Origin of the sequence: Natrinema pallidum DSM 3751 (assembly GCF_000337615.1) — an archaeon.
Taxonomy (GTDB): domain Archaea; phylum Halobacteriota; class Halobacteria; order Halobacteriales; family Natrialbaceae; genus Natrinema; species Natrinema pallidum.
In genome coordinates, this window is the sequence record NZ_AOII01000016.1 from 1 (window position 1) to 12,650 (window position 12,650).

At 64.8% G+C, this 12,650-nt stretch carries 11 protein-coding genes and 2 pseudogenes; 3 read left to right on the forward strand and 10 right to left on the reverse strand.

The features are described from left to right. Nucleotides 1–32: 32 nt before the first annotated feature. Together C487_RS01315 and C487_RS01320 are read right to left on the reverse strand one after the other, a co-directional pair. Nucleotides 33–386: pseudogene (locus C487_RS01315) on the reverse strand (pyruvoyl-dependent arginine decarboxylase); the annotation flags it as partial. A 101-nt stretch (nt 387–487) separates the two neighbouring features. After that, nucleotides 488–724 (reverse strand): hypothetical protein, encoded by a 237-nt coding sequence (locus C487_RS01320; RefSeq protein ID WP_006183863.1) that lies wholly within the window; start codon nt 722–724, stop codon nt 488–490. Between the two features lie 306 nt (nt 725–1,030). Between C487_RS01320 and C487_RS01325 the strand changes: the two genes are divergently transcribed. Next, nucleotides 1,031–1,411, forward strand: a complete 381-nt coding sequence (locus tag C487_RS01325) for a hypothetical protein (RefSeq protein WP_006183864.1) — start codon at nt 1,031–1,033, stop codon at nt 1,409–1,411. Nucleotides 1,412–1,536: 125 nt separating this feature from the next. On the opposite strand, the gene pan2 is transcribed toward C487_RS01325, so the two are convergent. Together pan2 and pepF are read right to left on the reverse strand one after the other, a co-directional pair. Further along, nucleotides 1,537–2,769 (reverse strand): proteasome-activating nucleotidase Pan2, encoded by a 1,233-nt coding sequence (pan2, locus tag C487_RS01330; RefSeq protein ID WP_006183865.1) that lies wholly within the window; start codon nt 2,767–2,769, stop codon nt 1,537–1,539. A gap of 155 nt (nt 2,770–2,924) precedes the next feature. Continuing rightward, complete coding sequence (gene pepF, locus C487_RS01335) at nt 2,925–4,727, reverse strand: oligoendopeptidase F (protein ID WP_006183866.1); 1,803 nt, start codon at nt 4,725–4,727, stop codon at nt 2,925–2,927. Nucleotides 4,728–4,883: 156 nt separating this feature from the next. On the opposite strand from pepF, the gene hpt reads away from it, so the two are divergent. Both hpt and C487_RS01345 read left to right on the forward strand, forming a co-directional pair. Next, a complete protein-coding gene (gene hpt, locus C487_RS01340) occupies nt 4,884–5,429 on the forward strand; it encodes a hypoxanthine/guanine phosphoribosyltransferase (protein WP_006183867.1) in 546 nt (181 codons plus the stop codon). 196 nt (nt 5,430–5,625) lie between these two features. Continuing rightward, nucleotides 5,626–7,011: a uracil-xanthine permease family protein gene (locus tag C487_RS01345; RefSeq protein ID WP_006183868.1), complete on the forward strand. Its 1,386-nt coding sequence runs from the start codon at nt 5,626–5,628 to the stop codon at nt 7,009–7,011. A gap of 101 nt (nt 7,012–7,112) precedes the next feature. Here the strand turns inward: C487_RS01345 and C487_RS01350 are convergent, their stop codons facing one another. The 6 genes and pseudogenes from C487_RS01350 to C487_RS19155 form a co-directional block, all read right to left on the reverse strand. Continuing rightward, nucleotides 7,113–7,349 (reverse strand): hypothetical protein, encoded by a 237-nt coding sequence (locus tag C487_RS01350; protein WP_006183869.1) that lies wholly within the window; start codon nt 7,347–7,349, stop codon nt 7,113–7,115. An 86-nt stretch (nt 7,350–7,435) separates the two neighbouring features. Then, nucleotides 7,436–8,293, reverse strand: coding sequence for a tRNA pseudouridine(38-40) synthase TruA (gene truA / locus C487_RS01355; protein ID WP_006183870.1), 858 nt, complete (start codon nt 8,291–8,293; stop codon nt 7,436–7,438). Between the two features lie 60 nt (nt 8,294–8,353). Then, nucleotides 8,354–9,328 (reverse strand): M48 family metalloprotease, encoded by a 975-nt coding sequence (locus tag C487_RS01360; protein WP_049907766.1) that lies wholly within the window; start codon nt 9,326–9,328, stop codon nt 8,354–8,356. Between the two features lie 124 nt (nt 9,329–9,452). Next, complete coding sequence (locus C487_RS01365) at nt 9,453–9,926, reverse strand: hypothetical protein (RefSeq protein ID WP_006183872.1); 474 nt, start codon at nt 9,924–9,926, stop codon at nt 9,453–9,455. Between the two features lie 167 nt (nt 9,927–10,093). Then, nucleotides 10,094–11,626, reverse strand: coding sequence for a carboxypeptidase M32 (locus C487_RS01370; RefSeq protein WP_006183873.1), 1,533 nt, complete (start codon nt 11,624–11,626; stop codon nt 10,094–10,096). A 517-nt stretch (nt 11,627–12,143) separates the two neighbouring features. Continuing rightward, nucleotides 12,144–12,650: pseudogene (locus C487_RS19155) on the reverse strand (IS6 family transposase); the annotation flags it as partial.

A 12,650-nucleotide genomic window follows, 5' to 3' on the forward strand; every position in this document is an offset into this window, starting at 1 on the left:
CAGCCCGCTCAGAGATGTGTATAAGAGACAGGCCCCGCGGCCAGTCCCTCGCGGACCCGGCGCTCGACGTCGTCGCGGTCCGTCTCACCCGCAGTCTCGTAGAACAGTCCCGGGCCGTCATCGACGGACTGGGCCCACGCGAGCGCCGCACTCACGCGGCCGGGGCCGGCAGCGGTGGCTCGAGCCTCGACGACGGTCAGGCGCTCGCCCGCGGGGCCGAGATCCGGTGCGGTGCCGACGGCTTCGACGTCGACGCCGGCCGGGATGACGGAGGAAACGGAAACGAGATTGTAGTTCTCGACGCCGGCCTCGGCGAGGGCCGCGTCGTAGGAGGCCATCGCCGTGGGTGCCGACGCGGAGCCCCAGACGACTCGAATCGTGCTCATATCTGGTCTCCGGGGTCGGCGGCGTAAGGGCTTGCGATTCGGAACTGTCCGTCCGGATCGAGTTCGTGCGGTTCCGCTCCGTTGCCACCGTTTCGACCGGATCACTCGGCGGAGACGGGATGCCAGAGATACGCATTGCCGACCGTCCGTGACGTGATCTCGCCGGCGTCTTCGAGTTCGGAGAGTTTAGCGAACGCGGTTCGGTATGCACAGCCGACCTCGTCGGCCACTTCCTGTGTGGTCGCCGCTCCCGAGAGTTCCTCGAGCGCCGTAACGAACGTGTCCGGCGGATATCGCTCGGTATATTTCCCACTTTCCTCGTTTCGTTCCCTCGGCATCGCGCCGTCTATTGTCTCTGTCTACACAAGTCGATTTTGACTTCGCACATCTATTCACGGATGATACTCGGAACGGAAACTCTTTTCACCAATGCATTACAATGCATTGGATGTGGAAGCCCGGCCTGTTGGGCGAATCCATCATAGAAACGCCCGCGTGTAATGGCACGCGGGCCGGGTTCCCACCGTCAGTGAAGAACCCATGACAACGTTACCCCGCACCGGACTTGAAAACTCCGGGATGGTACACGTATTGGCGATCCACGACCGACGATTGGCGATCGATCGAATCCGGGGTGTGTGCTGATGGGCGATGACAGCCTCGATACGGGAATGGCCGAAACGCTCGCTCGAGACAGATTGATCGAACGGCTTCGCCCGCCAGCCGAATCGACGACCAGTGATACGGCCCGTCTCGTGGACTCCACGACATCGATTATCGATGATTTAGAACGTGGTAAAACGCCGGACAAAAGCGACATTGAGCGAGCCACCTACCTCCTCGGTCGTGTCCAAGACCGGTTGGACGAGATAGCGACATTGTTCGGTTGGAGTCGATGGGAGACGGGCGCGACGTGGGGAGAACTCACCGCGGAGCAGCGGTGCAAAGTCTACGAGTACCGGAAGGGAAAACCGAATCCGAGTCCCGAACGACAGGGAATCGATAGTTGGGACAGAGACACATAACGTACTGAGTAAGAGCCTGTCCGTCCGATCCGGACGGCCTCTCCTGTAATCAGCGGTTCCGAACCGAACGCACAATAGTACGTGGCGATCGTCACCGGTCGGAGCCGTCGAAATCGGGCCGCTGATTACTGATAGAAATAGCCCGCAGAGGAGACGACGTCGCTCGAGTCGTCCTCCTCGATCTTCTCTAAGGCGTCGGCGAAGTCCTGATGGGAGACCTCATCGCGGTCGTTGCGGATGGCGAACATGCCGGCTTCGGTAGCGAGGCTTTCGATGTCGGCACCGGAGTAGCCGTCGGTGTCGTCGGCGAGCGCGGCGAAGTCGACGCCGTCGGCGATGTTCATGCCGCGGGTATGGATCGAGAGGATCTGTTCGCGGCCGTCGCGGTCGGGTTCGGGGACTTCGATCAGGCGGTCGAACCGGCCCGGACGCAGAATGGCGCGATCGAGCATGTCGAAGCGGTTGGTGGCGGCGATGATGCGGATCTCGCCGCGGGCCTCGAAGCCGTCCATCTCGGAGAGCAGTTGCATCATGGTCCGCTGGACCTCGGCGTCGCCGGAGGTCTTGGACTCGGTGCGCCGCGTCGCGATGGCGTCGATCTCGTCGATGAAGATGATGGCGGGCTGGCGCTCGCGGGCCATCTCGAAGAGGTCGCGGACGAGCCGCGAGCCCTCGCCGATGAACTTGCGGACCAGCTCCGAGCCGGCCATCTTGATGAAGGTGGCGTCGGTCTCGTTGGCGACGGCCTTGGCGAGCATCGTTTTGCCCGTGCCCGGCGGGCCATAGAGCAGGACGCCGCTGGGCGGGTCGATGCCGACCTCGTTGAAGATTTCGGGCTCGGTCAGGGGTTGCTCGACGGCTTCGCGGACCTCGCGGACTTGCTCGTCGATCCCGCCGATGTCGGCGTAGGTGACCTCGGGCTTCTCAGTGATCTCCATCGACTGGGCGCGCGCGTCGGTCTCGGTGTCCAAGACCGTCTGGATCGCGAAGGAGTCGTTGACCGCGACGCGGTCGCCGGGCTCGACGCGATCGACGATCCGGGAGGAGACGTCGGTCAGCACTTCCTGATTGTTGCCGTGCTGTTTGACGATGACCTGCTCGTCCGGGAGGATGTCCTCGACGGTGGCGATGTACAGCGACGAACTCTTGAGCGTCTCGTTTTCCCGCTCGACGCGGTCGACCTTCTCCCGGAGGCGTTCGCGGCGGTCCTCGGCGTCGTCGAGCTGGTCGGAGAGCTGGTCGTTGACGTCGACCAGATCCTCGTAGTGCCCGCGGAGCGCCTCGAGCCGTTCGTCGTCGGGGAGATCTGAGTCGATATCGCGATGAGGTCGGTCGGGTATAGACGGGCTTCGAGACATCCTGATGTACGCCGATAGGATTTCGATGGTAAATGTGCCTTTGGGTCGCGGATGGTTTTCGACCCCCACATCGAACCGCGACTACCGGGAGAGACGACCGTTGACGCCGCGTCACGCGTCGCAACGGCTCGAGCGGCAGCGTCCGTGCCGATGACTTACGACATGAGCGCTTCCATCTCCTCGAGGCGTTGGCCGTAGGTCTCGAGCGCACGATCGATCGGGTCCGAGGAACTCATATCGACGCCGGCGATCCGCAGGAGCTCGAGCGGGTACTCCCGCGAGCCGTGGCGGAGGAACTCGAGGTAGTCCTCGGCGGCGGACCGGCCGTTCTCGAGGATGTCGTCGACGATAGCGAGGGCGGCCGAGATACCAGTGGCGTACTGGTAAACGTAGAACGCCCGATAGAAGTGGGGGATACGCATCCATTCGCGTGCGATCCGGTCGTCGATCGCGGCGGGTTCGTAGTAGTCGGCCTTGAGTCCGCGGTAGAGGTCGTCCAATCGGTCGGCGGTAAGCGGTTCGCCGTCTTCTTCGAGGCGGTGTGTCTCGTGTTCGAACTCCGCGAAGAGGGTCTGACGGTACAGCGTCGAGCGCACACGCTCCAGGAACTCGTTTAACACGTGCTTGCGGAACTCGGGATCGTCGACGGTCTCGAGCAGGTGGTTTGTCAGCAGGGCCTCGTTGACCGTGCTGGCGACTTCCGCGACGAAGATTTCGTAGCTCGAGTAGATGAACGGCTGTTCCTCCTTCGTGAATTCGGAGTGCATCGAGTGGCCGAGTTCGTGGGCCAGCGTGTACATCGAGGAGATGTCCTGCTGGTAGTTCAGCAGAATGAACGGCTGGGTATCGTACGTGCCGCTGGAGTACGCGCCGGACTGTTTCCCCTCGTTCTCGTAGACGTCGATCCATCGGGACTCCAGCCCCTCGGCAACCTGGGTCTGGTATGCCTCACCCAGCGGCGCGAGCGCGTCGACGACGTACTCGGTCGCCTGGTCGTACTCGAGATCGGGACCCTCGTCGCCGGTCAGCGGCATGTAGAGGTCCCACATCTGGAGTTCGTCGACGCCCAGCGCCCGTTCCTTGAGTTGGGCGTGGCGATGGAGTTTGTCGAGGTTGTCGTGGACGGTGTCGACGAGGGTGTCGTAGACCTCGACGGGAACGTTCGGACCGTCGAGTGCGGCCTCGCGTGCGGTATCGTAGTTGCGCGCTCGAGCGGTTTTGACGTCGGCTTTGACGCTGTTCTTGTAGCTGGCCGCGACCGTGTTCCGAACCGACTCCCACTCGTCGAAGTAGCCCTCGTAGACCCGCTTGCGGAACTCGCGGTCGGGGCGTTTGAGGAGGTTCGTGAAGTTACTCTGGGTGATTTCGACCGCGTCCGCTTCGTCGCCCGCGGGCGTGTCGACCGTCGGGAACGTCATGTCCGCGTTCGAGAGCATGTTGTACACGTCCCCGGTCGCGCCCGTGACCTCGCTCAGGTCGGCGAGCAACTCCTCGACCTCGGCCGATCGCGTGTGTGGTTTCATCCGGAGCACGTCGTCGACGTAGTGGTCGTAGGTCTCGAGGGCGGGTTCGTCCGCGGTCATCGCGTCGAACTGCTCGCGGGTCAGCGTCTGGAGTTCGGGGTCGATGAACGAGGCCGCGGACTGGGCGTCGGCTGCGAGCGACTGGGACCGTGCCGTCAGCGCCTGGTAGTGCTGGTTCGTCGTGTCCTCGTCGCGGCGCATGCGGGCGTAGGCCGCGACCGTCGAGACCTCGCGCATGATCTCGTCGCGGAGTTCGAGTACCTCGAGGAGGGTTTCGGCGTCGTCGGTGACCCGGCCCTCGTAGGCTTCGAGGTCGTCGACGCGGTCGGCGATCGTCTCGTAGGCGTCCTCCCAGTCGTCGTCGGTCGCGTAGATGCTCTCGAGGTCCCAGGTATAGTCCTCGTCGACCTCCGAGCGTTCGGGAACGGAACTCATGGAGACGGCTTCGAAGTGGCGGCGCTAAAGCGTGTCGGACCGTGTCAGGAACGGACGGAGTCGACGCGGGGCTCCGTGGACCCCGGGGACCGTCTCGGAGTGGTCGGGAACCGGAAGAACGAACCGCTTTTCACTCCGATTTCCCGAATCGTCAGCATGGACCGGCTCCTCGAGTCGTTAGACGACGCACCGATCATCGACAAGGACGGATACGAGTACCTCGTCCACCCGATCAGCAACGGCGTTCCGCGCCTCGATCCCGCCCTGTTGCGGGAGGTCGTCACCGAAGTCATGCAGACCGCGGACTTGGACGTCGACAAGATCGTCGCCCCCGAGGCGATGGGCATTCACCTCGCGACCGCGCTCTCGCTCCAGACGGACATCCCGCTCGTCGTCATCCGGAAACGGCCCTACGGGCTCGAGGGCGAGGTATCGCTCCACCAGGAGACGGGGTACTCCGAGTCGGAAATGTACATCAACGACATCGAGGCAGGGGATCGCGTCGTGATCGTCGACGACATGCTTTCGACCGGCGGCACGCTGGCGGCGATCTGCGACGCGATCGACGGTATCGGGGCCGAGATCGTCGACATCGTCGTCGTGATGCGGAAAGTCGGCGACTCGGCGCTCGACGACACCGAGTACGACGCGACGAGCCTCATCGATATCACGGTCGAGGACGGCGAGGTGACGGTCCACTAGTACGCACCGGTCGAGAATCGACGGCCGACGACGCTCCGCCTCGCATGTGTACAGCGACAACGGAGGGATACACAGATACATGTATATCCGGAATCGAAACTATACATATACATGCCTATTTGGGTCGGATTATGCGACCGATTGAGCGCGTTTACGAATCTTTTTATGCACCCCTCTGCAACCTGGCGGCCATAGAATGTCGACCGAACCGGACGGAGGCATCCAACTCGAGTACGGAGTGGACGACAAACCGCCGTTGCCGAAATCGATTCTGCTCGGCCTGCAACACGTCGCGGTGATGATCGTACCGGCGACGGCGGTGGCGTACGTCGTCGCGGGCGGAGTCGGACTCGACCTGACGGATACGGCCTACATCGTCCAGATGGTCCTCCTGTTCTCCGGGCTAGCGACGATCGTCCAGGCGTACACCGTCGGCCCGGTCGGCGCGCGTCTGCCGATCGTTATGGGCTCGAGTTTCACGTTCGTGGGCGCGTCGATCTCGATCGGTGCGGGCTTCGGGATGGCAGCGGTGTTCGGCGCGATCCTCGTCACGGGGTTCGTCGTCGAAGGCCTCATTGGCTGGCAATTCAAACGAATCAGGCCTTTCTTCCCGCCGCTGGTGACCGGCCTCGTCGTCGTCATCATCGGCCTCTACCTCGTGCCCGTCGCCATGGACTACGCCGCCGGCGGGGCCAACGCCGATGACTTCGGCGCGCTCCATCACATCGGTCTTGCCGCGCTCGTCCTCGCGACCGCCGTCGGTCTCAATATGTTCACGCGCGGCGTCACGCGACTGCTTTCGATCCTCGTCGCGATCGGCGTCGGCTACGCCGCCGCGCTTGCTGCTGGACTCGTCGACTTCTCGGCCATCGGCGACGCCGCGTGGATCGCGCTCCCGTCCCCCACCCGGTTCGGCTTCGAGTTCGAGCCGATCGCGATCGTCACGTTCGCCTTCCTCTTTCTCGTCTCCGCGATGGAGACGGTCGGCGACATGTCCGGCGTTACGGCCGCCGAGGGACGCAACCCGACGAACGAGGAGTTCCGCGGCGGGTTGTTCACCGACGGCCTGCTGAGTTCGATCGGTGCCGTCTTCGCCGCGTTCCCGATCACCTCCTTCTCCCAGAACGTCGGCATCGTCAATTTCACCGGCGTGATGAGCCGTCACGTCGTCGGCATCGGCGGCGTCTTCCTCGCGCTCCTCGGACTGAGTCCGAAAGTCGGTGCCGCCGTCACGACGATCCCCAGCGCGGTCTTCGGCGGTGCGGTCCTGCTCATGGCCGGCATGGTCGCCGCCAGCGGGTTCCGTCTGGTCGTCACGAACGCCGCTCTCGATCGCCGGAACACGGTCATCGTCGCCGTCTCGCTCGGCCTCGGCCTCGGCATCGCGACCACACCGGACGCGCTCGCGGGACTCCCGACCGCCGCTGAAACGTTCTTCGGCCAGCCGGTCATCGTGACGGCGCTGTCCGCACTGCTGCTCAACACGTTCGTTCCCGGCGAGCAGAGCCCGCTGTTCGACGCCCACCCCGCCGACTCGGAGTCGGCTGGCGACTCCGCGATCGTCGATCCAAGCGACGACTGAATCGGGTCCCACGCTTGGTTCTTCCGGCCCGCTCGGTGTCGAGACGCGCCGACAACACCCTATTCCTCGAGTCCGTTCGCGAGCGAGTCCCGTCGGCGCGTTCAGGTTTCGGCGTCGACCGCCGTCCGGACGACGCGAGCGAGACCGAGCGTCGCGACGAACGTGCCGGCGACCACGAGCAACGCGAGCAGAACGACACCGAGGGCGGACGCCCCGACCTCGGGATGGGTCCGGAGCGGCGACGTGAGACGCAGTCCGAAGAAGGCCACGAGCAGCCCCGCGGCGATGCGGATCGACCCACGCCAGTACGCACCGTACTCTTCCGGAGACAGTTCCATACGCCGACGTGTGCGCCCGGCGATGAAAAACGCTCGTCCGCGGCTCGGAGACGATGGGTCGGGCTCGAGTCGACCCGCTCCCTCGCTCAGCGCATCCCGTCGGCCACCTGTCCGGCGACCCGCGCCCCCGTCCGCCGGTCGATGCGGCGGCGGTCGAACACGGCGCGAGCGCTCTCGGCCGCGTCCGCGTCGATCTCGAACGCGAGATCGGGGTAGTCGACCGCGGTCAGGACGAGCGGTTCGGGCGGTGCGGGAGCGATCCCCTCGTGGCCGGGCAGCGGTTCCGGCTCGAGGACGCGATCGAGCTTCGCGAGCGGGGAGTCGCCGGCACCGACCGCCCGGACGAGCGAGACGAGTCGACGGACGAGTTCCCGGGCGAAGCCGCCCGCGCTGACGGTGATGACGAGGTAGTCGCCGTCGCGCTCGGCCGCGATCGTCAGCGAGCGCTCCGTGTTCCGATCGTCAGGCGTCAGGTTGTGGATGTCGTGGGTGCCGGACAGCGCGTCGCAAGCGGCGCGGAACCGCTCGTCGTCGACGGCGGTGGCGGTCGCGTCCGAATCGGACGGCGCAGCGTCGGCGGGCGGCGCGTACAGGTGATAGGTGTACGCCCGGCGGCTCGCGTGGTGAGTCGCGTGGAACTCGTCGGGCGTGTCGGCGGCCGCCCACGCCCGCACGTCTGCGGGGAGTTCGGCGTTCAATGCCCGGGGTGTGAGCCAGTCGGGGACCTCGAGCGCGATCGTCTGGGCCAGTGCGGAGACGCCGGCGTCGGTACGGCCGGCGGCCGCGTAGCCCGCGGGTTTGTCGGCGTCGGGGTCGAGGACCGCGAGCGCACGGAGGGCGTCGAAAACGGCGTTCTCGACCGTGGGGATGTCGGGTTGGGGCTGTCGCTGGAAGCCGTGGTAATCGGTCCCGTCGTAGGCGATTCGGAACGCGCGACGTGGCATCGAGTCGACCCAGCGGGCCCAGGGTGTTATACCTGTCTCGACCGCCGTGCCGACGGCCGCTCACCGTCGTCGCTCGCGGGCCGCGAGCGCGTCGATCCGATCCTCGGTCGGCGGATGGGTCTCGAAGAGGAACCGCTCGAGACGGTGGAGTCGTTTCCGAAGCCACCAGTACGACGGCTCGGTCGCTCCGTCGGGCCCGAGCATGACCTTCTCCGGTTCCGTCGGCTCGAGCGACAGGATCGACAGCGAGGAAACGCTCCCGGCCTCCCGAAGGTCCCGATTCGGGGTGTCGGCGATCTCCCGGTCGAGGCGTCGGAGCGCGCTCGCAAGGGCGGCGGGTGAGCCGGTCGCCTCCGCAGCAGCCCGGTCGGCTGCCAGCTCTCTGGCCCTGGAGAACCGCGCCGTGATCGTTCGCCCGACGATCCGGACGCCACCCGACAGCGCCCGCAGTGGGACGGTAACGAGAGCCATATAGCCGGGGTTTTCGATCCGCTCGAGCCGCGAACTCAGCCCGCCGGCGAGTACCACGGGAAGCGACACGACGGTCATGACTATCGCGTCCCTGTTTCCGACGTGGGCGAGTTCGTGTGCGATCACCGCCTCGAGTTCGTCGTCGTCGAGCGCCTCGATCGTCCCCAGCGAGAGGACGAGATGGACCGCGTTCGGGCGAAGGCCCACAGCCATCGCCTCGGGCGCGTCGCGCTCCGAGACGGCGATCGTCGGCTCCGGAACGCCGAGTTGGGCGGCGACTCGAGTCGCCGTCTCGGAGAGCATCGGTGCCGTCTCACGGTCCACCCGCTGTGCGTCCGCGAGGCGCTCGATCGTCTCGATCTGTCTGTACTCGAGGACACCGATCGTCACGAGCGTCACGGTCGTCGCGGCGAACGCGACCTGCGCGGCGATGCCGACGCCGAATAGCACGCAGACCCCGTAAAAGACGGCCCATACGCCCGCGAGAAACGCGACTGTCACGACGCCGAGGCCGACGAGCGCGGCGACCATCCGTATCCGGAGGGCGGTCAGTCCGGCTGACATGGAAACCGCTTTGGACCGCCCGGCAAAATGATTATCGAACCAACCAGTCGGCGGTCGACCGGTCCGTGAGGCTACCGCCGACACCGTCGGCGGCCGGCAACGGGTCGGCGACGGACTCGCAGCATCAGTGTTCGCCGCCGGAATCGTCAGTGGTGGCCTCGTCGATATCGAACGCGTCGGTCTCGAGGGGCGAGCCGTCGACGTTGATGCGCCCATCCCGTACCTCGATAGTGACGCCGTCGGCCGTCGCGTCGTCCGCGCCGCGGAGTCGCATCGTCGCCGTCTCGAGTTCCTCGTTGACCGACCAGACGAACCGCAGTACCGACTCGAGTTCGGTACCGACCTCGCGAACGCCGCGGTGGGAGGCGCGGTCCCCGAGGCTCCGTGCGCCCTCCGGATGGAGGTACTGGAGCGGATGGTCGGTCGGGACCTCCCGAAGGTCGACATCGAACGACCAGAGGTAGGGCAGGACCTGAATGGCGTAGCCCTGCGGTTTCGGTGCCCGCCGACCGGCGGCGGTCAGCGCCACGTTGATCGCCGTCGACCCCGCATCGGTGTCGAAGTAGACGCCCGGCGCGCCCGGAATCGAGAATCGCATACTCGATGGAGGGGGTCGAGAACGGGTGAGTCTGCACCCGGCAATGCCAGCCCCGTTTTAGTCCGGACTGAGCGCGGCCACGGGACTCGCTCGAACACGGGCCGGGGCGGAAGACATCGGCGGACTCGCGCCCGCGGCGATCGCCGACGACCGCGCGAGTCGCGCGGTCAGTAGCCGTCCAGATCGTAGAGGTCGCCGTACTTCGACTCGACGTACTCGAGGAAGTAGTCCGCGGTCAGCTCCTCGCCGGTGGCCTGCTCGATGAGATCGGGCGTGACGTAACGCTTGCCGTGCCGGTGGATGTTCTCCCGGAGCCAGCCGTTGAGTTCGGCGAACTCGCCCTCGCGGATGTCGTCGTCGAACTCGCCGCAGTCATCCTCGGCGGCGGCGTACAGCTGGGACGCGAGCACCGAGCCCAGCGAGTACGTCGGGAAGTAGCCGAAGTCCCCGTGCGACCAGTGGATATCCTGTAGGCAGCCCTCCGCGTCCGTGTCCGGGCGCACGCCGAGGTACTCCTCGTACTTGTCGTTCCAGACCTCGGGCACCTCCGAGACCTCGAGATCGCCCCGAATCAGATCGCGTTCGATCTCGAACCGAATGACGATGTGGAGGTGGTAGGTGAGTTCGTCCGCTTCGACCCGGATGAGATTGTCGTCGTAGACCTGATTCGCGGCTTCGTAGGCCTCTTCGGGCGTGACATCCTCGAGTTCGGGGAAGCGCTCGCGGGCGATCGGCAGGAAGTGCTCCCAGAACGGACGGGACCGCCCGACGTGGTTCTCCCAGAGCCGTGACTGGGATTCGTGGACCGAGAGGTCCCGCGCCTCGCCCAGCGGCGTGGCGTACCCCTCGTCCGGGAGGCCCAGGGTGTAGTTCGCGTGGCCGAACTCGTGGATCGTCGAGGTGAGCGACCCCAGGAGATCCGCGGGCTCGAATCGGGTCGTCACGCGGGCGTCGAACTGCGTGCCCGACGAGAACGGATGCGGCGCGGTATCGATCCGGCCACGGTTCCAGTCGTAGCCCAGCGAATCCAGCACGTCCCGTGCGAGCGCTTCCTGATCGTCGTCATCGAACTCGCCCGCGAACGCGTCGGTTGCGAGCGCCGCGTCGCTGTCCTGGACCGCATCGATCAGCGGGACGAGCGTCTCACGGAGCCGCTCGAGGACCCGCTCCGCGGTCCCGAGGTCGATGTAGGGCTCGTAGTCCGCAAAGAGCACGGCGTAGGGGTCGGCGTCGGGATCGATGTGGTTCGCGTACTCGCGCTTGAGGGCGACTAATTTCTCGAGCGTCGGCGCGAAGTGGTCGAAGTCGTCGGCCTCCTTGGCCTGCTTCCACTTCGGATGTGCGTTCGATGCCGTTGCCGAGATCTCCTCGACGAGGTCCTGTGGAACGCTCGTCTCGCGGTCGTACCGGCGGCGGATTTCGCGGACGACGGCGGTCGCGTCCTCGTCGAGGGTATCGGACTCGAGGGTCGAAAGCAACTCGCCGGTCTCGTCGGCGGTCAGGAGTTCGTGACTGAGCGACGACAGCGTCGAGAGCTGCTGTGCACGGGCCGGCGTCCCCTCGTCGGGCATCACGACCTCCTGGTCCCACCGCAGGATGCCGGCGGCGTTTCCGACGTTGGAGATGCGCTGTACTCGCGCTTCGAACTGTTCGTAGGTGTCCGTCTCGCTCGCATCGCTCCGGGCTTGATCGGTCGCCATAGCGGTCCGTTCACTCGGAAGCGCTATCAACGTCTTGGTACCGGACATTTCGAGGCCTATTGACTGTCGGCTATCGAGACGGTCAGTTCGCCGTGACACAACGTCGCCGAGCGGCCGGCTCGCTGAAGCGGCACGGGCCTCCGATCTCCCGCGTCACCCGTCGTGTTCCGTGAGCCTGCTGCGCGATGGTCTCGGCAGCTACGCCGGGGCTCGAGTTGTCGTCGGTCGCCCTCCCTGATCATCACCCATGACCGTGAGAGTATCACGACGGGAAACAACGGCACCGGCGTATCAGCCGAAACTAGTACATCGTAAAGTCGTCTTGAAAGGGAACGTGCAGATGGTTAGAACTGATCCTATGTCGTCCAAGGAAAAATACCGCCGATCGAAATAAGAGCCAATTTAGTAGAGCGGTTTGATAGGACGTGTTTATTTTGTAGCATTAGGCCAGACGGCGAAGGCTTGAAGCCACGATTCTGCTGTTGACGGTTTTGCGTAGCTAAAAGGTCGTGTTAACTTAAGCATGATTCCACCAGACGGCGTGGGCTTGGAGCCAGGTTTCTGCGGTGGCTGGATCGACGTGGCTAAAACAGTTTGAAAACGAAGAGGTTCGTCGTTGTACCTCTCTAAAGACACGTTCAACCTGGTTTCTATCGCCGTGTAGTTGGACGCGGTAGCTGAGGCCTTCTCGGCGGAGTCCGCCGATCAGGTCGTCGGCATCGTCAACGAGAAACACGGCGTCTTCGACGTCGTGTTTCTCGGCCAGCTCGGTGANCGTATACGTTGGAAACAGCCGTGAATGGAGGATTCTGTTCGTTTCCGGATCGACAGCGGCGTACAGCCAGTACTGCTGNCGCGATCCGGGCTTGCACCGCCTGCCGGCTGTAGATCGGCCTTCTGCACCCAGTTGTGAACTGCTGTTCGACTCCGTTCGACACCCAAAATACTCAAGTAACGTAACTGTATTCGAAAGTGAGAGTCCCGCAAGGTGGTGGCGAATACCTTTTTCAATGATCTCGCGGGG

What these genes read in the sequence shown, in the direction of transcription:
- C487_RS01320 (WP_006183863.1), bottom strand. Translation starts at nt 724, where the DNA reads ATGCCGAGGGAACGAAACGAGGAAAGTGGGAAATATACCGAGCGATAT.
- C487_RS01325 (WP_006183864.1), top strand. Translation starts at nt 1,031, where the DNA reads ATGGGCGATGACAGCCTCGATACGGGAATGGCCGAAACGCTCGCTCGA.
- pan2 (WP_006183865.1), bottom strand. Translation starts at nt 2,769, where the DNA reads ATGTCTCGAAGCCCGTCTATACCCGACCGACCTCATCGCGATATCGAC.
- pepF (WP_006183866.1), bottom strand. Translation starts at nt 4,727, where the DNA reads ATGAGTTCCGTTCCCGAACGCTCGGAGGTCGACGAGGACTATACCTGG.
- hpt (WP_006183867.1), top strand. Translation starts at nt 4,884, where the DNA reads ATGGACCGGCTCCTCGAGTCGTTAGACGACGCACCGATCATCGACAAG.
- C487_RS01345 (WP_006183868.1), top strand. Translation starts at nt 5,626, where the DNA reads ATGTCGACCGAACCGGACGGAGGCATCCAACTCGAGTACGGAGTGGAC.
- C487_RS01350 (WP_006183869.1), bottom strand. Translation starts at nt 7,349, where the DNA reads ATGGAACTGTCTCCGGAAGAGTACGGTGCGTACTGGCGTGGGTCGATC.
- truA (WP_006183870.1), bottom strand. Translation starts at nt 8,293, where the DNA reads ATGCCACGTCGCGCGTTCCGAATCGCCTACGACGGGACCGATTACCAC.
- C487_RS01360 (WP_049907766.1), bottom strand. Translation starts at nt 9,328, where the DNA reads ATGTCAGCCGGACTGACCGCCCTCCGGATACGGATGGTCGCCGCGCTC.
- C487_RS01365 (WP_006183872.1), bottom strand. Translation starts at nt 9,926, where the DNA reads ATGCGATTCTCGATTCCGGGCGCGCCGGGCGTCTACTTCGACACCGAT.
- C487_RS01370 (WP_006183873.1), bottom strand. Translation starts at nt 11,626, where the DNA reads ATGGCGACCGATCAAGCCCGGAGCGATGCGAGCGAGACGGACACCTAC.